Genomic DNA, 21,087 nt, shown 5'->3' with positions numbered 1-21,087 from the left:
ATTACTATGCTCAGGCAATTTATTGCACCCACTCTTCTGGCTGCATTTCTCCTCACCGGGTGCCAGGCGCCAGGTAAGTTCTCTAAAGAACAGGTCGCAGCAATGAAGTCTTACGGCTTTACCGAAGCCGCTGGTGATTGGTCTTTAGGTTTGTCTGACAGCATTCTGTTTGACAAAAACGACTATCGCCTGCGTCCCGAAAGCCAGCAGCAAATCCACAGTATGGCCGCACGGTTAGCTGAGACCGGTATTACCCATAGCCGTCTTGAAGGTCATACAGATAACTACGGCGAAGACAGCTACAACGAAGCGCTGTCATTAAAGCGCGCCAACAGCGTGGCGGATGCCTGGGCTGAAGGCGCGAAAATCCCGCGCAGTAATCTAACCACCCGCGGATTAGGTAAAAAGTACCCCATCGCCAGCAACGATACCGCTGCAGGCCGTGCTGAAAACCGCCGCGTTACCGTGGTGATCAGCACGCCTTAAGCAGGTTAGTCTACCGACTTAGCCAGCCTCATCGCTGAAGCCGCGCGCCAGCGCAGGTAATCAACCACGAGGCACGCCGCGAGGCTGACGCCCATCAGCGGCACCGCCAGCCCGAGCAGGAGCGCGATTAGCAGCGCAAGCGCCCGGGCGGCGACACTTAACCCCAGCCACGCTTGCACCAACGTCTGTGCTGGATTAAACGCACTCTGCGTCGGACGGCGGATCCACCACAGGCGGTAGCCGACGATGATCATGATGCACAGAGCCACCCCGAACGCCACCAACAGCAACTGGTTCGCCAACCCGAACAGTAAACCCATATGAAAATCGACGCCCCATCGGGTCAGCTTAGCCATCAGCGGGAAATCGCTAAAGCGGGTACGATCCACGACTTGTAACGTCTCGCCATCAATGGCCACCGCATCGACCCGTGTCGGCCAGCTACGGTCAATTTCATTCACCGTCCACGCCATCCCCGCGCTTTTGGGCGGCCGGATCTCCAGCTTGCTGGCCGTCAGCCCTGCGGCCTGCGCCACCTGCAATACGCTATCGAACCGATCCGCAGTCACTTTCACCTGTGGCTCATCCATTGCCATATGCGCCATGTGGTGCCCGGCGTGCGGATCGGGCGGCATCGCCTCCCCGCCATGAAGTTGCGTATTGACCTGCGGCGTTAGCCAGCCAAACGCGGCGCGCATCTTATCGACGTTACCGCCCGCCCACTGCGACCAGGTTAAGCCGGTGGCGGAAAACAGCAACATGCCAACCAGCAACATCCAGCCCAGCGTCACGTGCAGACGGCGGGTATTTTGCAGCCGATTGTTTATACGCCGCTTCGGACGGGTCATCGCCCATAGCGCAATACCGCCCAACGCCGCAACCCACATCCAGGAGGCCGCCAGTTCGCTGTACAGCCTGCCACTGTCACCCAATAGCAAGGATTTATGCGCGTAATCAATCCACTGGCGCAGCGGTAAAATACCGCTGGTACCGTAAACCGTCAGATCGCCTTTGACCCGTAGCGTCACCGGGTCAACAAAAATAGCCCGGTTTTCTGATTCCCCCAGCCGCGGGTCGGCAAACATCACCCGCGTCGTTTCGCCAGCGGTAATACCCGGGCGCACGGCCTGCAGGCGGAGGTTGTTTTGCGTGGCCTCTTTGGCGACGGCAATTTGCGCGCTAAGCGGCTGTCTTTCGCCGTTGAGCGAGCCCTGTAAGGCATCATGGTACAGCCAGTTTTCCAGCTGCGGCGTGGCGACATACAGCGTGCCGGTCAAGGCCGCGACAAAGATAAATGGTCCGATAAACAGACCAATATAGAAATGGAGGCGCCGCAGCAGGTTTAACCATGCCGCGCGCGAGGTGCAGGTTGTCATACTCTTCCTTTTTTAAAGCAAAAGAGGTCGTTGCGCAGTACGCAGATTCATTTTTATTAAAGGGAAAAAGCAGACAGCCGCGGCGGCGCGCGGGTTTCAGGGTAGAGCCAGGGGAAGTAGTGCCAGTGTTTTAATACCGGGCGAGAAACCGGCAGGCGAATGCGCCGCAGGATCATGGCGAAGAACAGCGCCAGCGCGAACAGCAGCCCCGGTACGTGCGCTAATAGCACGCAATAGCCGCAGGCTTCGGCGTGATCAACCGGCATGCTATGCGCCGGCTGTGACGCGCTGTCAGCGCCGTGCATCATTACCATCTCATGCCCGGACATCCCATCATGAGACTCGCCCATCGGCATAGCATGATGCATGCCCGGCATCGCACTCATGGGGTCTTTCTGTAGCGAAATGGAGATCAGCGGCGCCACCACGATCAGCAGGATCGCAAACAGCGCCAGCCAGGCGGCCCGCCGTTGAAATGCTGATTGTGAGAAAATAGTGCCGTTCACCGCCCCTCCGAAATCCGGGCGATATTGTAATTGATTTACATCAAAATAGTTAAAATTTAGATAAAAAAAGGGCCAGCCATCTGGCCAGCCCTTTCTATCAGGATGTCGCGAAAGCGAATCTTAGTTAAGACGCTCTTTGATACGAGCAGACTTACCGGTACGCTCACGCAGGTAGTACAGTTTAGCTTTACGTACAGCACCACGACGTTTAACAGCAATGCTGTCAACTACCGGAGAGTGAGTCTGGAAGACACGCTCAACGCCTTCGCCGTTGGAAATTTTACGAACAGTGAATGCAGAGTGCAGACCGCGGTTACGAATAGCGATAACCACGCCCTCGAATGCCTGCAGACGTTTTTTGGAACCTTCAACAACCCATACTTTCACTTCCACGGTATCACCCGGACGGAAGGAAGGTACGTCCTGCTTCATCTGTTCTTGTTCAAGTTGCTTAATAATGTTGCTCATAATTTAATCTCTTATCCTGGGTAAACTGATATTGGGGGCTCACGCCTGCCCATCATGTTTATGCTGCTGTTGCGCGTGTTCGCTTTTGAACTGCGCCAGCAACTTTGCTTGCTCTTCAGTCAGAGCCAGGTTTTCCAGAAGTTCAGGTCTTCTAAGCCAGGTGCGGCCCAGCGACTGCTTCAGACGCCAGCGACGTATCTCAGCATGGTTTCCCGACAGCAATACTGGCGGTACTTCCATCTCTTCTAACACTTCAGGACGGGTATAGTGCGGGCAATCCAGCAACCCATCAGCAAAGGAATCTTCCGTTGCCGATGCTTCATGTCCCAGTACTCCCGGAATGAACCGGGAAACGGAGTCAATCAGCGTCATTGCCGGTAACTCACCACCGCTGAGAACGTAATCGCCGATTGACCATTCTTCGTCAATTTCGGTTTGGATTACGCGCTCGTCTATCCCTTCGTAGCGACCACACACCAGAATCAGTTTCTGATTCGTTGCCAGTTCGCTGACGCCCGCTTGATCAAGCTTGCGTCCCTGAGGTGACAGATAAATCACCTTTGCGCCTTCACCTGCCGCGGCTTTTGCTGCATGAATGGCATCCCGTAAGGGTTGAACCATCATTAGCATCCCCGGTCCGCCGCCGTAAGGACGATCGTCCACGGTACGGTGCCGGTCATGAGCGAAGTCGCGAGGACTCCAGCTTTCGATGCTCAGCAGGCCATTTTTTACTGCCCGGCCAGTTACCCCGTAATCGGTAATTGCGCGGAACATTTCAGGAAACAGGCTAATTATGCCAATCCACATAGCGCCGTCTTTTACCGTTTATCCGGAGAATTTAAAAACCAGGATCCCAATCTACTTCGATAGTACGAGTAGCGAGATCGACTTTCTTGATAACCTGCCCATCGAGGAACGGAACCAACCGCTCCTTGATGCCAAATGCATCTTTCAGGTTTGCCTTGATGACGAGAACGTCATTCGACCCGGTTTCCATCATATCAATGACTTTACCCAGGCTATAGCCTTCGGTGGTAACTACCTGGCAGCCCATCAGGTCTTTCCAGTAATAGTCGCCCTCTTCCAGCGCCGGCAGCTGCGATGAATCCACGATAATTTCGCAATTAGTCAGGAGATTCGCCGCATCACGATCGTCAATGCCTTTCAGCTTGATGATGATGTCCTGATTGTGGTGGCGCCAGCTTTCCAGCTCAACAACCTGCCACTGACCCGCCTTCTGGATTAACCAGGGCTGATAGTCAAAAATGCTTTCAGCGTCTTCGGTGGAGGAAAACACTCTGAGCCAACCACGGATACCGTAGGAAGAACCCATTTTCCCCAATACAATCGGATCAACAGGTGCTTGTGCGGTGTGTTGCTTGCTCATCATGACCACCGTGACAGATTAAGCTGCTTTGTTAGCGGCTTTGATCAGCGCGGCAACGCGATCGGAAACAGTAGCGCCCTGGCCAACCCAGTGAGCGATACGATCCAGATCCAGGCGGGTGCCTTCTTCTTTCTCGGTAGCGATCGGGTTGAAGAAGCCAACGCGCTCGATGAAGCGACCGTTGCGTGCATTACGGCTGTCGGTGACAACAACCTGGTAGAACGGACGCTTTTTAGCGCCGTGACGTGCTAAACGAATAGTTACCATAACATCCTCTTGTGTGAATAAAACAACCGGGCCCCATCGAGGAACGGAGCCCGGTGTCATATTAAAAGCCCGAAAATTTTACTGATTTCTGTGCAAAAATCAATTCAAAACTACATACGCTAAATAATTCGAGTTGCAGGAAGGCGGCAAGTGAGTAAATCCCCGGGAGCGTACACAAGTACGTGACCGGGGTGAACGAACGCAGCCAACGCATCTGCGGCTTGAATTATGACGCGTATTAGCGGCCAGGGAATCCTGGCGGCATCATCCCTTTCATCCCACGCATCATCTTCATCATGCCGCCTTTCGACTTCATCTTCTTCATCATGCGCTGCATGTCGTCGAACTGCTTCAGCAGTCGGTTCACGTCCTGCACCTGCATTCCGCAACCGGCGGCGATACGGCGTTTACGCGAACCTTTAATGATTTCCGGCTTGGCGCGCTCTTTCATCGTCATCGAGTTGATGATCGCTTCCATACGCACCAGCACTTTGTCGTCCATCTGCGCTTTCACGTTATCGGGAATTTGCCCCATGCCCGGCAGTTTGCCCATCAGGCTGGCCATGCCGCCCATGTTTTTCATCTGGCGCAGTTGCTCAAGGAAGTCGGTCAGGTCGAAACCGTCGCCTTTCTTCAGCTTGGATGCCAGCTTCTCGGCCTGCGCGCGGTCAACTTTGCTCTCGATATCTTCGATAAGCGACAGCACGTCGCCCATGCCGAGAATACGAGAAGCGATACGGTCCGGGTGGAACGGCTCCAGCGCTTCGGTTTTCTCGCCGACGCCGAGGAATTTAATCGGCTTGCCGGTGATATGACGAATCGACAGCGCCGCACCGCCGCGGGCGTCGCCGTCTACTTTGGTCAGCACCACGCCGGTCAAAGGCAGCGCTTCGTTAAAAGCCTTCGCGGTATTCGCCGCATCCTGACCGGTCATCGCATCGACGACGAACAGCGTCTCAACCGGATTAATCGCGGCGTGGACCTGTTTGATTTCGTCCATCATCGCTTCATCGACGTGCAGACGACCGGCGGTATCCACCAGCAGCACGTCGTAGAATTTAAGCTTCGCTTCTTTCAGCGCCGCGTTGACGATATCAACCGGCTTCTGGCCCACGTCGGACGGGAAGAAATCCACGCCGACCTGCTCTGCCAGCGTTTCCAGCTGTTTAATCGCCGCTGGGCGGTATACGTCCGCGGAAACGACCAGCACTTTTTTCTTGTGCTTCTCGCGCAGGAATTTACCCAGCTTACCGACGCTGGTCGTTTTACCCGCACCCTGCAGGCCCGCCATCAGGACGACGGCCGGCGGCTGCGCGGCTAAATCCAGCGTCTGGTTTTCTTCGCCCATCGCCGCAACCAGCTCGTTGCGAACAATTTTGACGAACTCCTGACCTGGCGTCAGGCTTTTATTGACTTCATGGCCTACCGCGCTCTCTTTGACGCGGCTGATGAAATCACGCACCACCGGAAGCGCGACGTCGGCCTCCAGCAGCGCCATGCGCACTTCGCGCAGGGTGTCTTTAATGTTGTCTTCGGTAAGGCGTCCGCGGCCGCTAATGTTGCGCAGCGTACGCGACAAACGATCGGTTAAATTATCAAACATTGTCTCTCGCCTGAGGTGGAAACGGTCGGTCGCCGCAGCGACACAAAAATACGAATTTGGCGCAGTATAACACGACATAAACCTGAATGTGCTGCAACGGTTGGAGCAGACGTCGCGTGACGCTATACTGCTTCTCTTTCTTATTTAGTCAACAGTCGACGCTCCTATGCCTGTGTTTGCTCTACTTGCCCTTGTCGCCTACTCCATCAGCCTTGCGCTGATCATCCCTGGCTTGCTGCAAAAAAACAGCAGCTGGCGGCGGATGGCGATTCTCTCCGCGACGATAGCGCTGATTTGCCACGCCTTCGCGCTGGAGTCACGTATTTTCCCCGGCGGCGAAGGTGGGCAAAATCTCAGCTTACTTAACGTCGGCTCGCTGGTCAGCCTGATGATCTGTACGGTGATGACCATCGTCGCCTCGCGTAATCGCGGCTGGCTATTGCTACCTATCGTATACGCCTTCGCGCTGATCAACCTCGCCTTCGCCACCTTCGTGCCTAACGAGTACATCACCCACCTCGAAACCACTCCTGGGATGTTGGTGCATATCGGCCTGTCGCTCTTTGCCTACGCCACGCTTATCATCGCCGCGCTGTACGCGCTGCAGCTGGCGTGGATTGACTACCAGCTGAAAAATAAAAAGCTGGCTTTCAGCAGCGAAATGCCGCCGCTGATGAGTATTGAGCGTAAAATGTTTCATATCACCCAGGTTGGCGTAGTGCTGCTGACCCTGACGCTATGCACCGGGTTGTTCTATATGCACAACCTGTTCAATACCGAAAATATTGATAAAGCGGTGCTATCTATCGTGGCCTGGTTTGTCTATATCGTACTGCTGTGGGGGCACTACCACGAAGGCTGGCGCGGCCGCCGGGTGGTCTGGTTTAACGTCGCCGGAGCCGGGTTGCTGACCCTGGCTTATTTTGGCAGCCGCGTCCTTCAGCAGTTTGTTAGTTAAAGACTAAGGAGTCTCTCCTGGAACACATTTCTACCACCACGCTGATCGTCACGCTGATCATCATGGTGATTATCTCCGCCTATTTCTCCGGTTCCGAAACCGGCATGATGACGCTGAACCGCTATCGGCTGCGCCATATGGCGAAACAAGGCAACCGCCCGGCTAAGCGTGTGGAAAAGCTGCTGCGTAAGCCGGACCGCCTCATTAGCCTGGTGCTCATCGGCAACAACCTCGTCAATATCCTGGCCTCAGCGCTGGGGACCATCGTCGGCATGCGTCTGTACGGCGACGCTGGCGTGGCTATCGCCACCGGCGTGCTCACCTTTGTCGTGCTGGTGTTTGCCGAAGTCTTACCTAAAACCATTGCCGCCCTGTATCCGGAAAAGGTCGCCTACCCCAGCAGTTTCCTGTTGGCGCCGCTACAGGTACTGATGATGCCGCTGGTGTGGCTGTTGAACACCATTACCCGCGTACTGATGCGCATGATGGGTATTAAGACCGATCACGTCATTAGCGGCGCATTAAGCAAAGATGAACTGCGAACGATTGTGAATGAATCCCGTTCACAAATCTCACGGCGGAATCAGGACATGCTGCTGTCGGTCCTGGATCTGGAAAAGGTCAGCGTTAATGACATCATGGTGCCGCGCAATGAGATCGTCGGTATCGATATCAACGATGACTGGAAATCTATCGTCCGCCAGCTAACCCACTCGCCGCATGGCCGTATCGTGCTTTATCGTGATTCGCTGGACGATGCCATCAGCATGCTGCGCGTCCGTGAAGCCTATCGTCTGATGACGGAAAAGAAAGAGTTCACAAAAGAGATCATGTTACGAGCGGCAGATGAGATTTACTTTGTGCCAGAAGGTACGCCACTCAGCACGCAATTGGTGAAATTCCAACGTAATAAAAAGAAAGTCGGTCTGGTGGTCGATGAATATGGTGATATTCAAGGACTGGTCACCGTTGAAGATATTCTTGAAGAGATCGTGGGAGACTTCACTACCTCGATGTCGCCGACCCTTGCCGAAGAAGTGACGCCGCTTAATGACGGCTCGGTGATTATTGACGGCGGCGCCAACGTGCGGGAAATCAACAAAGCGTTCAACTGGCACCTGCCGGAAGACGACGCGCGTACCGTTAACGGCATCATTCTGGAAGCGCTGGAGGAGATCCCGGTCCCTGGAACCCGCGTACGTATCGAACAGTATGATATCGATATTCTCGACGTACAGGACAATATGATTAAGCAGGTGAAGGTGATGCCGGTGAAATCATTACGCGAAAGCGTGTCCGAATAGCGCAGCCAGCAAAGAACAACGGCGAACTTCGGTTCGCCGTTTTTTTATTTAAAGCCAATAAAAACGGCCACCCGCAGGCAGCCGTTACTGGCGAACTAGCGAATTACTTCGCTTTCGCGACGGTTACCATTGCGGCGCGAATAGTACGACCGTTCAGGGTATATCCCTTCTGCATCACGCCCAGTACGTTACCGGCAGCCACATCGTCAGACTCGACCATCGCGATGGCCTGGTGCACGTTTGGATCCAGCGGTACGTTGGTATCGGCAACCACTTCCACACCAAACTTACGCACGACGTCCAGCATCGATTTCAGGGTCAGTTCGATCCCTTCAACCATTGGCGCCATATCCGGGTTAGCTTTATCAGCCACTTCCAGCGCGCGATCCAGGCTATCGATAACCGGCAGCAGTTCGTTGACGAACTTCTCCAGCGCAAATTTATGCGCTTTCTCGATATCCTGTTCGGTGCGACGACGCAGGTTGTCTTCTTCCGCTTTTGCGCGCAGCATCACATCACGTTCACGCTTTTGCGCTTCGGCCAGCTGTGCTTCCAGATTCGCAATTTTTTCATCGCGCGGATCCACCTGCTCAGCAGAAACCTCAGGCTCTACAGCCTCTACGTTGTCGTGCTGCTCCGTGATAATTTCTTCCGGGGCTTGCCCCTCAGGCGTTTTCTGTTCTTTACTACTCATGAATTTCTCCGCGTTTTTTTCGCATTCATCTCGCTAACTTCGCTTATTATGGGGATCAGTTTCCGGGATTCAAGGGAAGCAGACAGATTGTCATCATTCATTTAACCCAAGGACATCCAGATCATGAAGAACCATTTCAAGTGTATCGGCATTGTGGGACACCCTCGTCACCCAACCGCCCTGACCACACATGAAATGCTCTGGCGCTGGCTATGCGGCAAAGGCTATGAAGTATTGGTCGAGCAGCAAATCGCCCATGAACTCCAGCTTAGCAATGTAAAAACCGGCACGCTGGCGGAAATCGGCCAGCAGGCGGATCTGGCGGTGGTGGTCGGCGGCGACGGCAATATGCTCGGCGCGGCGCGTACCCTGGCGCGCTATGACATCAACGTCATCGGCATTAACCGCGGCAATCTTGGTTTTCTTACCGACCTTGACCCGGATAACGCGCTTCAGCAATTGGCCGACGTGCTCGAAGGCCACTATATCGCAGAAAAACGTTTTCTGCTGGAAGCCCAGGTATGCCAGCATGACTGCCAGAAGCGCATCAGCACGGCTATTAATGAAGTGGTGCTGCATCCGGGTAAAGTCGCGCACATGATTGAGTTCGAGGTCTATATCGATGAAGTGTTCGCCTTCTCCCAGCGCTCCGACGGCCTGATCATCTCCACGCCTACCGGTTCGACGGCCTATTCGCTCTCTGCGGGCGGCCCTATTCTCACGCCTTCTCTGGACGCCATCACCCTGGTGCCGATGTTCCCGCATACGCTATCAGCGCGACCGCTGGTGATTAACGGCGATAGCACCATTCGCCTGCGCTTCTCGCAGCGCTGCAACGATCTGGAAATCAGCTGCGACAGCCAGATTGCGCTCCCCATTCAGGACGGCGAAGATGTGCTCATCCGCCGCTGTGATTATCACCTCAATCTGATTCATCCGAAAGACTACAGTTATTTCAATACATTAAGCACTAAGTTGGGCTGGTCGAAAAAATTGTTCTGATTTTACAAGCTGCCTCTTTACTGGATAAAAAACCAGTCTATACTGTACGAAAACACAGTAATGGTTTTTCATACAGGAAGGCAGCTATGTTGGCGCAACTCACCATCAGCAATTTCGCTATCGTTCGTGAACTGGAAATTGATTTTCACAGTGGCATGACCGCCATCACCGGGGAAACCGGCGCCGGGAAATCCATTGCCATCGACGCGCTGGGGCTGTGCCTCGGCGGCCGAGCCGAAGCTGACATGGTGCGCCGCGGAGCCAGCCGTGCCGACCTGTGCGCGCGCTTCGCGCTGAAAGATACCCCTGCCGCCCAGCGCTGGCTGGAAGAGAACCAACTGGAAAGCGGGCGTGAGTGTTTACTTCGCCGCGTGATCAGCGCTGACGGTCGCTCCCGCGGTTTTATCAACGGTACCGCCGTGCCCCTTTCTCAACTTCGCGAGCTGGGCCAGTTGCTTATCCAGATCCATGGCCAGCATGCCCATCAGTTACTCACCAAAGCCGAACATCAGAAAACCCTGCTCGATGGTTATACCGGTGAGTATGCGCTTACTCAGCGCATGGCGGAACGCTACCGCCAGTGGCACCAGAGCTGCCGGGAGCTGGCTCAGCATCAGCAGCAGAGCCAGGAGCGCGCCGCCCGCGCAGACCTGCTGCAATACCAGCTCAAAGAACTGAACGAATTTAATCCTCTGCCGGGCGAGTTCGAACAGATAGACGAAGAGTACAAACGTTTGGCCAACAGCGGCCAGCTGCTCAGTACCTGTCAGCATGCGTTAACGGTACTGGCCGACGGCGAAGAGGCCAATTTGCAAAGCCAGCTTTATACCGCTAAACAGCTGGTTAGCGAGCTGGTCGGTATGGATAGCAAACTCTCCAGCGTGCTCGATATGCTGGAAGAAGCCTCTATTCAGCTCAGCGAGGCGACCGATGAGCTGCGCCACTACAATGACCGTCTCGATCTCGACCCTAACCGTCTGTTCGAGCTGGAACAGCGCATTTCCCGGCAGATTGCGCTGGCGCGTAAGCATCAGATTGCTCCGGAAGAGCTGCCGGCGTTCTATCAGGCCATGCTGGATGAGCAGCGCCTGCTGGACGACAGCGCCGGTTCGCTGGAGTCGCTGAGCCAACTGGTCATTGAGCATCACCGCCTGGCGCTGGAAACGGCGCAGGAACTGCACGCCCTGCGTCAGCGCAGCGCCGATGAACTCACCCAGTTGATAACCGAAAGTATGCACTCACTTTCTATGCCACACGGGGTGTTTGCCATTGATGTCGCCTTTGATGAACGCCATCTGACCGCCGAAGGCGCCGACCATATTGAGTTCCGCGTCACCACCAACCCGGGGCAACCGCTGCAGCCGATCGCTAAAGTGGCCTCCGGCGGCGAGCTGTCGCGTATCGCACTGGCTATTCAGGTTATTACCGCCCGTAAAATGGAAACCCCGGCGCTGATTTTCGATGAGGTCGATGTCGGCATCAGCGGCCCGACGGCGGCGGTGGTCGGCAAACTGCTCCGCCAGTTGGGAGAGTCCACGCAGGTCATGTGCGTGACTCACCTGCCGCAGGTTGCTGGCTGTGGTCACCATCATTTCTTTGTCTGCAAAGAGACCGATGGCGAGATGACCGAGACGCACATGCATGCGCTGGATAAACGCGCCAGACTGCAGGAACTGGCCCGTCTGCTGGGCGGTAGCGAGGTGACCCGCAACACCCTGGCGAACGCGAAAGAGTTGCTTGCGGCGTAAACTTTTTGATTTTCACAGAGTCATAGTGAACAGCAAATTGCCAATAGACCTGCAGTCGAAGGTTCCCAACCGGGCAAAGGTCTATTATTATCGGCATATTACAGATGAGCCACGTATTGCTCGGGCCCAAAAAGGAATCAAATCACTATGCGCTGTAAAACGCTGACTGCTGCCGCAGCGGTTCTCCTTATGTTGACCGCAGGCTGTTCCACTCTGGAACGAGTGGTTTACCGTCCTGATATCAACCAGGGTAACTATCTGGCACCAACCGATGTCGCAAAAATTCGTGTCGGCATGACACAACAGCAGGTTGCTTATGCGCTGGGTACGCCGATGATGTCAGATCCATTTGGTAGCAACACCTGGTTCTACGTTTTCCGCCAGCAGCCGGGCCATGAGAAAGTGACCCAGCAGACCCTGACGCTGACCTTCGACAGCAGCGGTGTGTTAACCAACATTGATAACAAACCGGCGCTGACCAAGTAATCTCAGGCCAGTAGAAATGCAAAAAGCGCTCAATGAGCGCTTTTTTTAATTGTGCATTCCCGCTTATTTTTCAGCGTGCTTTTCAGCCCGCTGCCGGCGCAGCTCTTTCGGGTCAGCAATCAGCGGGCGATAAATCTCTACGCGGTCGCCATCATGGACTTCGTCATGCAGCTTGACCGGACGGCTGTAGATGCCGACTTTATTCTTCGCCAGATCGATATCTTCACGCAGCGCCAGAATACCGCTGGAGATAATCGCCTGCTCGACCGTTGCCCCAGCCTGCAGCTTCACGCGTTGCAGGTACTGTTTTTCCGGCAACGCATAGGCGACTTCAACCACAATATTAGCCGACACGATACACCTCTTTGGCGCGCGTGGTGAACGCCTGCACCATATTGGCGGCCAGCTCTTTAAAGATGCGACCAAAAGCCATTTCAATCAGCTTGTTGGTGAACTCAAAATCGAGATGAAACTCAATTTTGCACGCATCCGGGCTGAGCGGAATAAACTTCCAGCCGCCAATCAGCTTTTTGAACGGCCCATCGACCAGGCTCATCAGGATACTCTGGTTATCGGTCAGCGTATTACGCGTCGTGAAAGTCTTGCTGATGCCGGCCTTGGACACATCAACCGCCGCCGTCATTTGCGTCGGCCCGGCCTCCAGCACTCGGCTACCGGTGCAGCCAGGCAGGAAATCGGGATAGGACTTCACATCATTTACGAGTTGATACATCTGTTCCACGCTGAAAGGCACCAGCGCAGTACGGCTAATCTGAGGCATAGCAGGTTCCACATTTAAACACGGGACAAATAATATCATTTATCTGCTGCTAAAAAAAACGCTGTACCATAACTCGTGCTAAGATAGCCCATTACGCCTCGCAGGAAGGATTGAGGTAACAATGTTTAGAACTAGCGATGACTTCAGGACATTATGACTAAGAAAAAAGCCCACAAACCTGGATCAGCCACCATTGCGCTGAATAAACGCGCCCGTCACGAATACTTTATCGAAGATGAATACGAGGCAGGCCTCGCGCTGCAGGGTTGGGAAGTGAAATCTCTGCGTGCCGGCAAAGCCAACATCGGCGATAGCTATGTCATTCTGAGAGATGGCGAAGCCTATCTTTTCGGCGCCAACTTTACGCCAATGGCGGTCGCCTCCACGCATTACGTTTGCGATCCGACCCGTACCCGCAAGCTGCTGCTCAATCAGCGCGAGCTCGATGCGCTATATGGCCGCATCAACCGCGAAGGTTATACCGTCGTCGCCCTGTCGTTGTACTGGAAGAACGCCTGGTGCAAAGTGAAAATCGGCGTGGCGAAAGGTAAGAAACAGCACGATAAGCGCACCGACGTGAAAGATCGTGAATGGGCTGTAGATAAAGCGCGCATCATGAAGAACGCCGGGCGATAATCTCCCCCCCTATCTGCGGGCCAGCTTTCCCTGGCCCCACGCTATATTGCTGTTGTAGCTGCTTTTTCACTCGATATGCCGCCAGAATCCTCGCTTCAGGGGCTGGTAACCACCTTCACAAATCTGTTATACTTCAAGTACACATTGGGGCTGATTCTGGATTCGACGGGATTCGCGAAACCCAAGGTGCATGCCGAGGGGCGGTTGGCCTCGTAAAAAGCCGCAAAAAAATAGTCGCAAACGACGAAAACTACGCTTTAGCAGCTTAATAACCTGCTTAGAGCCCTCTCTCCCTAGCCTCCGCTCTTAGGACGGGGATCAAGAGAGGTCAAACCCAAAAGAGATCGCGCGGATGCCCTGCCTGGGGTTGAAGTGCTAAAACTAATCAGGCTAGTTCGTTAGTGGCGTGTCTGTCCGCAGCTGGCGTGCGAATGTAAAGACAAACTAAGCATGTAGTGCCGAGGATGTAGGAATTTCGGACGCGGGTTCAACTCCCGCCAGCTCCACCAAATAAAACAAGGGGTTACGTGAAAACGTAACCCTTTTTTTTTGTCCATGTCCACTTTACGTCCATTCAAAAATGATTTGTCCTTCAGTTAAGCCAACCTTGCACCTTTCCATCCAATGACCATAGGCTGATTGCCATGCCTCCGACTCATCAGCAAAAAGATGCTCTGCTATTGGTAACCATTCAATCTTGCTCGATCCAAACTTCAGATAACGCACATCCCATCCTTCAACGCGTGACCAAATGACGTATTTTTGATCAGGCATTCCGCTTCTAGGAAAAACGTCGCAATCATTGAGTTTTTCGCCTTTGGCCACAAAGATAAATACCGCTCCGTTAATTGAAATTTTTCCCATAGCCTCATCCTCCACACCACAAAATACTGTACATAAAGACAGTATTATAATGCGAGGTTTTTTCAGTTTTCCATAACATTGCATTTTGCCTTTGCGCCGCGTCCTCTCTGGCTTCAGCTATTCTGTATTACACACCGCTGGCTAAACAAAACGATCCTGTTAACTCACAAAAAACCAATAATTACTATATTTATCTGATGGTTATCATTTCAAAACGATCCACAACAGATCCGTAAAAGTGAAAAACACTGAAATTCTTTTCAATCTTTTCAGTTTTGGATTTCTTGTAAGCCGCCAGCACTGGCGCGGTGTGGCGCTCTGGTTTGTAGAAAAATAAAACTGAAAAATTTTTATGATCCAGAAACCGCAGGCGGGTGCGGTGTAGCGCCGTTTTCGTCACGGAAAGATTTATTTTGTCAGGCTCACACGCTGCCAGCGCCCTGCTGTGCGCACGATCTGTTTTGCGTGTTGCGGTGGATTGTTTAGACGCGAAAAGACCGCTGCGGGCGTTACGCAGCGTTTTATGGGGGGGTATAAAAAAACCCGCATTACGCGGGCTTTAATTCTGGCTGGGGTAGAATGGTTACTGGCCAATCACCGGCGAGTACTTACCGTTAAGCTGATCGGCTTTCTGGCCAGCGCCACGGATAGCGCCCGCATTCGTGGGGGCACCCGTATTACTGTGGGTATGGCTGGCCGTCTGTTCCGCCAGCTCCTTTAATACGTCAAGGGTATCCAGCATCAGCTGTGCCACGTTGATACTGCCGGAACCAATCCACACCACCGGCGCAATTATCTGCTGCTGAATCGCCGCCACGCTTTTGCGAATTTTCCCGATCTGTTCAGTCAGATCCCCGCCAGCATGCACTGTATGATTACCGGCAATTCTGCTTTCAGCATTACCGCTGACACTGGCCAGCCAGTTCCCTTTCACCGCCTGGCTGTAATCTCCGGCGCTCACCTGCTGAATGGCACCGGCCATCAGCGTGGCGGTACCCAGCACGCGAGTGTTATCCGTGGCTTTGATTGTTGTGTCACGGCTGACCAGCTCACGCCTTTCCGTATCGGCCTTGATAACCCTGGTCATTGACGATTCATCAATGGCCTGATCGGTCTGTCTCACCCAGTCACCGGCCTGCGTAACCCGCTGTGATACTTCCGCACGCTGCTGCTGCAGCTGCTCGCCCGGTTTAATATCCGGCAGGCTGTTACCCTCCGGCACAGTCTGGCGGATAAATGGCTTATCAGGTCTGCCACCTGTGAATCCCACTTCCACCAGGGTACCTTCAGGCGGAAACTGATACATACCAGCATCATTTCCGGCCATCGGTACCGGCAGCGGCACGGCTGAATAAACCGGTGTTTGTTTATCCGGGTTGCCCTCAGCATCAAGCAACTGCACGTTAACGGCATATCGCGGGCGGAACGGATCGGCAAAATTCCCGCTGCTGACTTCTTCCGTGGGGGCAAGCACCCTGGCGAATTTTGGCAAATGAAGACCTGCAGCCAGTTCCGGGTACTGGCTTTCAATCTGACGCTGTAATGGCGTTTTCTGCAAGGGTTCGCCGGTGGCTTTGTTGCGCGGTGTCCAGGTGACGGCCATTGTGTCATTTTCCAGATGCACGCGGGTTATGCGCTCCCCGTTCATTTCCACACCAGGCCGCAGGCTCTGGATGACCGGCAATGTCATGGAATTACCACCGGCAGCGCCCTGGCTGAATTCAGCCGGGATTGTCACGGGCTTACCCGCAAACAATGCCAGTTCCGCCCCTCCGACATAAAGACCACCATCCGGCAACTGGTACCAGATGTAATCCGTGATACCAAACGCTTTGCCCAGATTGTTCAGCAACTGATAACCGCTGCCGCTGTGCGTAAAGTGAGGGATCGGCTTATCGGAATAACCGGCATCCGGCACGCTTACGGCGATCCCGCTGTTTTCTTCCAGCCAGGTGGCCACGCTGCGCAAAGTTGGATGTTGAAATGAACACGGCCATAATTTATCAAAGACGCCGACCAGCTCCCGGACAAACAGACGCTGAAAGCCATTTTCCGAGGGTTGCGAGCGCTCCACATAACCAGTAAACCACCGCAGAATTAAATCGCTGTATCCCACATCAAGGCGCACCAGTTTCCCGGTGTAATCCTGTGTCGTCTCTGCCGTAATAAATCCGCGGCCGCAACTGTTAAGCTCCAGCACCAGGCTGGCATCCGCCAGATGAACTTCATCCCCGGAAAGGTAAAGGCGTTTTACTGGTTTCATGCTTACCCCAATGCATCATTAACCGGCTTCAGCACTTTGCGCTCAAACCACGTCATTTTTGCTTCATCCTCAGCGGCGTCCTGGCCGCCGCCCTTCCCGGTATTACCGGCCGTCTGTTTTTTGGCCGTGGTTTTGCTGGTTGCCCTGGCTTCCCGCTTTTCCTGTACGCTGACATGTTCCGTCAGGGTAAACGTGACCAGCCATGACATTTTCCCGTCCTGCTGCGGTGCATCCAGCGTGCCGGTAAACGTCGCTTCACGAAAATTCACCGCCCGCGCCATTTCATGTGCAACGCGGTACTTTTGCCGCTGTCCGTCGCTGCCGGTGGCGCTGGCCAGATCAAAGATGCGTTTCAGTACTTCAGGACTTTTAAACGGAATTTCGCCCGATACGCGCAGTTCCTTACCTTTAATCCCCTGCTCTGATTTGGTCGTGGCACTGGTCTGGCCGCTCTGGTCTTTATCCTGAAATTGCTGAGTCAGGGTGACGCGCATATTTTTCAGCGGGATGGCTTCCCCGTTAAGCGCCAGTGTCGGGATCGATGTCATGTATCATTCCTTTTATACCGTCCAGATTATTGCCAACCAGCATCATTGCTGCCGTATGTACGGCTGACGGTTGCGGGATATCTTTCACCATTTCCAGGAGTGTTGCGCCCAGATTGCCACTGGCCGTAAATACCCACGCTCTGGCGCTTTTCCCCTGCAGTTCATTCAGCCCGCTGGCGATATCTCCAATTATTTCATCGCGCAGCTGTGTGAAGGATTCCAGTTGCTTTTGCATTGAATCCATATCCAGTGCCTGTCCTGCCGCTTCCTGGGCTTTTTTAACCGCCGCTGCCGCCATAGCCGCCCGGCTGGTTGGCACCGACAATGGCACCGCCACCGGCAGACCGTTACCAATACCGGCAGGGATCTGCATTTTCTCCGTGGCCAGTTGCGCGGCCGACTGCGCCAGCCGTTTAACCTGCGTAAATGCCGGTGAAGGGAACACGTCAACCAGCTGATTCAGGCTACTCATGAAACTGTCATGTGCCTGGCCAGTCACCATCATAATGACCACATCCGCTTCACCGCCCGTTCCGGCCAGCTTTTCTGCCAGGTACGAAATGGCATTAACCGGGCTGAGATAAGCGCCGTTATCGGTCTGCTGTCCCAAGCCATATACCCATGGATGCGCTGGCACGATGGAACAGTTTATTGCCCCAACGGCATCAGTAAATGCCAACCTTGCTTCACGCCACATATTCAGGCCTTTCCGGTAGTGAGATGTCCGGCCAGTCTTCTGGTTTAACCCGGCTCAGCTGTACGCTGTATTTTTCCCAGGCTTCCAGTAGTGCTTTTTCTTCGTCAGTGGCCAGATCGTATTTAATTGCCCGCTCAAGCTGAGTAATCACGCTGTCTGCCTCCAGCGCCAGTTGCGCCAGTTGCGCGCGGATTTCTTCAACTTTTGCAGCCCGTTCAGCGTCTTTATCTGTTACCCATTGCGTGCCATTCCAGTAATCAAATGGGGTTTGCGGGGCGGAAAATGACAACGTATCGGGTAGCTCTCCCATTTCCGTGATAACTTCCGGCTGGCCGGTTACAGTGCTGTAGGCTACATGCCCACGGTAATCTGGCACGATTTCCCACGCCGCATTGTCAGCGGTGCGGCGCACAGCCTGCTTATCAGTTGCTGGCAGCTTTGGTGCATCGACATATGCGCCTGCAGCCAGGCTTACACCTTCCTGAAGGTAATCTGAACGAGCGCCGGTATATTCACGCGTATGAATGTCCATGTTATAGGTTGTTATCCAACCGGCATGAATAGAAAAACCATCCTCACCAATAACGGCTTTAGGTATTGATAGTGAATATTTTGATGTAGCCATTATGCTGCTCTCACAATGTAATTTACGGATACGTTTACCGGGCGGGTTTCACGCTGCGCTTCGGTTTCCTGTTTTACGTTATAGTTACCATCTGAATCAGTACCTACTCTGCCCGGACGCCCTGTATCACGTCCGGCATAATTACCCCAGTCACCACGCCCGATTGCTGAGGCTGGCGCTTGTCCCCACTGGAGATCGCCAAGATTACGATTAGGATCAATACCCCGCCCCGCATCTTTGCCGCGCAGAAATACCCCGCGCAAATCGGGCAAAACACCTTTTGGAAATACCAGTGCCAGCCAGGGGAAAAGCGTTTTATTAAATCCGGCACCATTACAAAGTAACCAGCCAGCCGGGGGCGTTTCACTCAGCCACGCCACAATCGCACCGGCTGGGGACATATCAGAACCATTAACGTAAAAGCGGCCATCATGGCGAAACTCAACCCAGCTATCACGTCCTGCGCTCCGTGTATGAATACAGGTGGCCGCATATTTTGAGATATTCTCCAGAAAATAAATTTCTGAAATTAAATCGCCGTTCCCCTTAAGGGCGATGCCTTTTGTTTCGTTATAATTATTTCCTGCATCGCTATATGAATAGATGCCTTTCTTATTAATAAAACCGGTGCTATTAATCGTCGTATCTTTTAGCGTCGTAGCACCGTTAACCGTCAGACCTTTATTATCCAGTACCGCCTGGGTGATAACTTTTGGATTAGCCCCCTGATTTTCCTGCTCACCGTAACAAAGATCCCCTTCAAGATTTACCCCCAGGCGTTTCATGTTCATGCCCTGAAGCTGAAAGCCGATTGATAAGTTTGCGGTGGATGTCGGCCGGCTTAAAACCAGTGGTGTATGCTGCACCCCCGTTATGGCCACAGACTGTTCAGTGGTTACAGCGCTGGGATTATTAAAAACCTGCTTCGCTGTCCAGGTATTTGCCCTGTTCAAAAGCGGAATTTTTCCACCGCTGGTTCCGGTATCAGCATCCGTCAGAAGGGTTTTCCGGCTGGCCGTGAAACTATTTGCTGGTTTATTAGATGTCCATGCATTTGCCCCCATTTTACGGTCTACGACAGGGCCACTTATAAAAACGCCATCGCCTGAAATTGATTCCACCCGCATGGCAACACCGCTCCACCAACCACCGGAAGCATTCAGATAGATATCAAACATACCAGCAGCAGCTGCAGGCGCGGCAACAACGCGCAGTGGAGAATCTGCACCGTTATCAATAGCACTATGCCGAATATAGGTATCAATATTCGCGGCGGTCATGTTGGCGACACCCCGACAGCTTACTGCTATTTGCTCAACGTTCTGTACTGGCCTGCCATAATTGCCGCTACCAAACACACTTATCTGAAAATAACCGGATGTCGAACCACAGTCTTTAATAGTGGCAATTTTAATAAATGAACTATTGCCATTTGTAATAACGGGCAAGGCGATAACAGGCTGGATAGCATCGCCCCGCTTCGTATCCACATTTCCTTTCGCGTCCGGCCTGATATTATCAACCGATTTCACGGCTACGCGTTCAACCTGCGAACCTTTCGGACGTAAATCCGTGATGTTTCCGTTGGCATCAATACTGGCCAGCGCAAACACATGATGTTTAACACCGTTTTGCTCATAGTCCGCCAGGCTCGCCGCTACCGTGACTTTAGTCTGCACTTCCCAGGCACTGGTAAACCCACCTGTCCAGCACACATCCAGCCAGACTTTAACGGGCTTTGCAGCAACCGTAATATTTTGATTTGCGGCAAGCTCCGCACGCAGCCCGGCAACATACCCCGCGCCTTTCGTCACAAAATACTGATTGCCGGATTTACCAACCAGCCAGCCATCGCCAAAGAATGCGGCAGCGCCATAAATATCAGTATTTTCCAGGCGCTGCCGCTCATCCATTCCGGCCATTCTGGCGGTGAAGTCTATCTGCCAGGTTTCTGCTGGCGTATTGATTGACGTTTCAGCCTGTGCGCCGTTGTACTCCATCAGAAATGAACGGGTTAATACGTTACCCTGCTGCCCTTCTTTCGTTTTCAGTTTCTGCTGTAGTGGCGCATGTACAATCATGGCCAGCGTACCGCTTGCCTTGTTAATCAGACCGATCCAGTTAAACGAAAAATCGCCTACGTCTGCGCCCAGCACAACGGAATGCACTACGGCGTTTTCATTCACCACACCTTTACGCGTGACTGCCTCGCGGTAAACAATCTGGCCAGCCGGTGGCAGCTTTTCGTTGCGGTCAATCGGCCGTGTCGGATCAAGGCCTGGCACGTTGGCAAAAATGAACTCATCCAGCATGACAGGTTCACCGGTACTTCCCTGCTGCGCTTTCCACTGTTCAAACGCCTGCGTGATAACGGTTTGCGACATATTT

Annotated in this window: 24 protein-coding genes and 1 other RNA gene; 8 read left to right on the top strand and 17 right to left on the bottom strand. The window is 53.5% G+C overall.

Translation table 11 applies throughout. The annotated features are described in order from the left end of the window. Nucleotides 1-6: 6 nt before the first annotated feature. Nucleotides 7-486 carry an OmpA family protein gene (locus ABLV66_RS06355; RefSeq protein ID WP_045395099.1) on the top strand — a complete coding sequence of 160 codons (480 nt, stop codon included), beginning with the start codon at nt 7-9 and terminating at the stop codon, nt 484-486. A 5-nt stretch (nt 487-491) separates the two neighbouring features. Here ABLV66_RS06355 and ABLV66_RS06350 read toward each other — a convergent pair whose 3' ends face one another. The 7 genes from ABLV66_RS06350 to ffh all read right to left on the bottom strand — a co-directional run bounded on the left by ABLV66_RS06350 (nt 492) and on the right by ffh (nt 6,093). Then, the gene (locus ABLV66_RS06350; RefSeq protein WP_320482798.1) at nt 492-1,862 is read right to left on the bottom strand and encodes a PepSY-associated TM helix domain-containing protein; all 1,371 of its coding nucleotides are present in this window, start codon (nt 1,860-1,862) and stop codon (nt 492-494) included. 56 nt (nt 1,863-1,918) lie between these two features. Continuing rightward, a complete protein-coding gene (locus ABLV66_RS06345; RefSeq protein WP_045395101.1) occupies nt 1,919-2,368 on the bottom strand; it encodes a DUF2946 domain-containing protein in 450 nt (149 codons plus the stop codon). A gap of 120 nt (nt 2,369-2,488) precedes the next feature. Further along, entirely contained in the window at nt 2,489-2,836 is a 348-nt protein-coding gene (gene rplS, locus ABLV66_RS06340; RefSeq protein WP_002914145.1) for a 50S ribosomal protein L19, read from the bottom strand. Nucleotides 2,837-2,875: 39 nt separating this feature from the next. Then, nucleotides 2,876-3,643: a tRNA (guanosine(37)-N1)-methyltransferase TrmD gene (trmD, locus tag ABLV66_RS06335; RefSeq protein WP_008806092.1), complete on the bottom strand. Its 768-nt coding sequence runs from the start codon at nt 3,641-3,643 to the stop codon at nt 2,876-2,878. A 31-nt stretch (nt 3,644-3,674) separates the two neighbouring features. Continuing rightward, nucleotides 3,675-4,223, bottom strand: a complete 549-nt coding sequence (gene rimM / locus ABLV66_RS06330; protein WP_015703198.1) for a ribosome maturation factor RimM — start codon at nt 4,221-4,223, stop codon at nt 3,675-3,677. An 18-nt stretch (nt 4,224-4,241) separates the two neighbouring features. After that, complete coding sequence (gene rpsP / locus ABLV66_RS06325) at nt 4,242-4,490, bottom strand: 30S ribosomal protein S16 (RefSeq protein WP_015370257.1); 249 nt, start codon at nt 4,488-4,490, stop codon at nt 4,242-4,244. Between the two features lie 238 nt (nt 4,491-4,728). Further along, a complete protein-coding gene (gene ffh / locus ABLV66_RS06320; protein ID WP_020078159.1) occupies nt 4,729-6,093 on the bottom strand; it encodes a signal recognition particle protein in 1,365 nt (454 codons plus the stop codon). Between the two features lie 166 nt (nt 6,094-6,259). Between ffh and ABLV66_RS06315 the strand changes: the two genes are divergently transcribed. Then, nucleotides 6,260-7,051 (top strand): cytochrome C assembly family protein, encoded by a 792-nt coding sequence (locus ABLV66_RS06315; protein ID WP_015703199.1) that lies wholly within the window; start codon nt 6,260-6,262, stop codon nt 7,049-7,051. Nucleotides 7,052-7,068: 17 nt separating this feature from the next. Beyond that, nucleotides 7,069-8,355, top strand: a complete 1,287-nt coding sequence (locus ABLV66_RS06310) for an HlyC/CorC family transporter (RefSeq protein WP_348876867.1) — start codon at nt 7,069-7,071, stop codon at nt 8,353-8,355. A 103-nt stretch (nt 8,356-8,458) separates the two neighbouring features. Here the strand turns inward: ABLV66_RS06310 and grpE are convergent, their stop codons facing one another. Further along, entirely contained in the window at nt 8,459-9,049 is a 591-nt protein-coding gene (gene grpE, locus ABLV66_RS06305) for a nucleotide exchange factor GrpE (RefSeq protein WP_015370253.1), read from the bottom strand. A 123-nt stretch (nt 9,050-9,172) separates the two neighbouring features. On the opposite strand from grpE, the gene nadK reads away from it, so the two are divergent. From nadK to bamE, 3 genes are all read left to right on the top strand, one after another. Continuing rightward, entirely contained in the window at nt 9,173-10,051 is an 879-nt protein-coding gene (nadK, locus tag ABLV66_RS06300; protein ID WP_015370252.1) for an NAD(+) kinase, read from the top strand. Nucleotides 10,052-10,137: 86 nt separating this feature from the next. After that, complete coding sequence (gene recN, locus ABLV66_RS06295; RefSeq protein WP_047044422.1) at nt 10,138-11,799, top strand: DNA repair protein RecN; 1,662 nt, start codon at nt 10,138-10,140, stop codon at nt 11,797-11,799. A 147-nt stretch (nt 11,800-11,946) separates the two neighbouring features. Continuing rightward, on the top strand, nt 11,947-12,285 hold the full coding sequence (bamE, locus tag ABLV66_RS06290) for an outer membrane protein assembly factor BamE (RefSeq protein WP_047044418.1): 339 nt from the start codon (nt 11,947-11,949) through the stop codon (nt 12,283-12,285). A 63-nt stretch (nt 12,286-12,348) separates the two neighbouring features. Here the strand turns inward: bamE and ABLV66_RS06285 are convergent, their stop codons facing one another. Further along, a complete protein-coding gene (locus tag ABLV66_RS06285) occupies nt 12,349-12,639 on the bottom strand; it encodes an RnfH family protein (protein WP_015370249.1) in 291 nt (96 codons plus the stop codon). Next, nucleotides 12,629-13,066, bottom strand: a complete 438-nt coding sequence (locus ABLV66_RS06280; RefSeq protein WP_015370248.1) for a type II toxin-antitoxin system RatA family toxin — start codon at nt 13,064-13,066, stop codon at nt 12,629-12,631. The genes ABLV66_RS06285 and ABLV66_RS06280 overlap by 11 nt, the downstream gene beginning before the upstream one ends. Nucleotides 13,067-13,219: 153 nt before the next feature. Here ABLV66_RS06280 and smpB point away from each other — a divergent pair, with 153 nt between their 5' ends. Together smpB and ssrA are read left to right on the top strand one after the other, a co-directional pair. Further along, on the top strand, nt 13,220-13,702 hold the full coding sequence (smpB, locus tag ABLV66_RS06275) for an SsrA-binding protein SmpB (protein ID WP_015370247.1): 483 nt from the start codon (nt 13,220-13,222) through the stop codon (nt 13,700-13,702). Between the two features lie 146 nt (nt 13,703-13,848). Beyond that, nucleotides 13,849-14,211: a transfer-messenger RNA gene (gene ssrA / locus ABLV66_RS06270) on the top strand. Nucleotides 14,212-14,266: 55 nt separating this feature from the next. Here the strand turns inward: ssrA and ABLV66_RS06265 are convergent. From ABLV66_RS06265 to ABLV66_RS06235, 7 genes are all read right to left on the bottom strand, one after another. After that, on the bottom strand, nt 14,267-14,566 hold the full coding sequence (locus ABLV66_RS06265; protein WP_336186109.1) for a hypothetical protein: 300 nt from the start codon (nt 14,564-14,566) through the stop codon (nt 14,267-14,269). Between the two features lie 190 nt (nt 14,567-14,756). Beyond that, nucleotides 14,757-14,966, bottom strand: a complete 210-nt coding sequence (locus tag ABLV66_RS06260; RefSeq protein ID WP_336186108.1) for a hypothetical protein — start codon at nt 14,964-14,966, stop codon at nt 14,757-14,759. Nucleotides 14,967-15,149: 183 nt separating this feature from the next. Next, nucleotides 15,150-16,829, bottom strand: a complete 1,680-nt coding sequence (locus ABLV66_RS06255) for a hypothetical protein (RefSeq protein WP_348876862.1) — start codon at nt 16,827-16,829, stop codon at nt 15,150-15,152. 2 nt (nt 16,830-16,831) lie between these two features. Then, nucleotides 16,832-17,377, bottom strand: coding sequence for a baseplate complex protein (locus tag ABLV66_RS06250; RefSeq protein WP_348876861.1), 546 nt, complete (start codon nt 17,375-17,377; stop codon nt 16,832-16,834). After that, nucleotides 17,349-18,074: a hypothetical protein gene (locus ABLV66_RS06245; protein WP_348876860.1), complete on the bottom strand. Its 726-nt coding sequence runs from the start codon at nt 18,072-18,074 to the stop codon at nt 17,349-17,351. Before ABLV66_RS06245 ends, ABLV66_RS06250 begins: the two co-directional genes overlap by 29 nt. Further along, entirely contained in the window at nt 18,064-18,699 is a 636-nt protein-coding gene (locus ABLV66_RS06240) for a tail fiber assembly protein (RefSeq protein WP_348876858.1), read from the bottom strand. Before ABLV66_RS06240 ends, ABLV66_RS06245 begins: the two co-directional genes overlap by 11 nt. Then, the gene (locus ABLV66_RS06235; protein WP_348876857.1) at nt 18,699-21,083 is read right to left on the bottom strand and encodes a phage tail-collar fiber domain-containing protein; all 2,385 of its coding nucleotides are present in this window, start codon (nt 21,081-21,083) and stop codon (nt 18,699-18,701) included. The genes ABLV66_RS06240 and ABLV66_RS06235 overlap by 1 nt, the downstream gene beginning before the upstream one ends. Nucleotides 21,084-21,087 lie beyond the last annotated feature (4 nt).

The organism is Klebsiella sp. CN_Kp073, assembly GCF_040065495.2.
GTDB classification, from domain to species: Bacteria; Pseudomonadota; Gammaproteobacteria; order Enterobacterales; family Enterobacteriaceae; genus Klebsiella; species Klebsiella aerogenes.
The sequence above is the reverse complement of the archived record's forward strand: the minus strand, read 5'-3'. Positions and strand labels throughout refer to the sequence as shown.

What these genes read in the sequence shown, in the direction of transcription:
- ABLV66_RS06265 (WP_336186109.1), bottom strand. Translation starts at nt 14,566, where the DNA reads ATGGGAAAAATTTCAATTAACGGAGCGGTATTTATCTTTGTGGCCAAA.
- ABLV66_RS06250 (WP_348876861.1), bottom strand. Translation starts at nt 17,377, where the DNA reads ATGACATCGATCCCGACACTGGCGCTTAACGGGGAAGCCATCCCGCTG.
- ffh (WP_020078159.1), bottom strand. Translation starts at nt 6,093, where the DNA reads ATGTTTGATAATTTAACCGATCGTTTGTCGCGTACGCTGCGCAACATT.
- ABLV66_RS06280 (WP_015370248.1), bottom strand. Translation starts at nt 13,066, where the DNA reads ATGCCTCAGATTAGCCGTACTGCGCTGGTGCCTTTCAGCGTGGAACAG.
- rimM (WP_015703198.1), bottom strand. Translation starts at nt 4,223, where the DNA reads ATGAGCAAGCAACACACCGCACAAGCACCTGTTGATCCGATTGTATTG.
- ABLV66_RS06350 (WP_320482798.1), bottom strand. Translation starts at nt 1,862, where the DNA reads ATGACAACCTGCACCTCGCGCGCGGCATGGTTAAACCTGCTGCGGCGC.
- recN (WP_047044422.1), top strand. Translation starts at nt 10,138, where the DNA reads ATGTTGGCGCAACTCACCATCAGCAATTTCGCTATCGTTCGTGAACTG.
- ABLV66_RS06245 (WP_348876860.1), bottom strand. Translation starts at nt 18,074, where the DNA reads ATGTGGCGTGAAGCAAGGTTGGCATTTACTGATGCCGTTGGGGCAATA.
- nadK (WP_015370252.1), top strand. Translation starts at nt 9,173, where the DNA reads ATGAAGAACCATTTCAAGTGTATCGGCATTGTGGGACACCCTCGTCAC.
- smpB (WP_015370247.1), top strand. Translation starts at nt 13,220, where the DNA reads ATGACTAAGAAAAAAGCCCACAAACCTGGATCAGCCACCATTGCGCTG.
- ABLV66_RS06240 (WP_348876858.1), bottom strand. Translation starts at nt 18,699, where the DNA reads ATGGCTACATCAAAATATTCACTATCAATACCTAAAGCCGTTATTGGT.
- trmD (WP_008806092.1), bottom strand. Translation starts at nt 3,643, where the DNA reads ATGTGGATTGGCATAATTAGCCTGTTTCCTGAAATGTTCCGCGCAATT.
- ABLV66_RS06315 (WP_015703199.1), top strand. Translation starts at nt 6,260, where the DNA reads ATGCCTGTGTTTGCTCTACTTGCCCTTGTCGCCTACTCCATCAGCCTT.
- rpsP (WP_015370257.1), bottom strand. Translation starts at nt 4,490, where the DNA reads ATGGTAACTATTCGTTTAGCACGTCACGGCGCTAAAAAGCGTCCGTTC.
- ABLV66_RS06235 (WP_348876857.1), bottom strand. Translation starts at nt 21,083, where the DNA reads ATGTCGCAAACCGTTATCACGCAGGCGTTTGAACAGTGGAAAGCGCAG.
- ABLV66_RS06355 (WP_045395099.1), top strand. Translation starts at nt 7, where the DNA reads ATGCTCAGGCAATTTATTGCACCCACTCTTCTGGCTGCATTTCTCCTC.
- rplS (WP_002914145.1), bottom strand. Translation starts at nt 2,836, where the DNA reads ATGAGCAACATTATTAAGCAACTTGAACAAGAACAGATGAAGCAGGAC.
- ABLV66_RS06255 (WP_348876862.1), bottom strand. Translation starts at nt 16,829, where the DNA reads ATGAAACCAGTAAAACGCCTTTACCTTTCCGGGGATGAAGTTCATCTG.
- grpE (WP_015370253.1), bottom strand. Translation starts at nt 9,049, where the DNA reads ATGAGTAGTAAAGAACAGAAAACGCCTGAGGGGCAAGCCCCGGAAGAA.
- bamE (WP_047044418.1), top strand. Translation starts at nt 11,947, where the DNA reads ATGCGCTGTAAAACGCTGACTGCTGCCGCAGCGGTTCTCCTTATGTTG.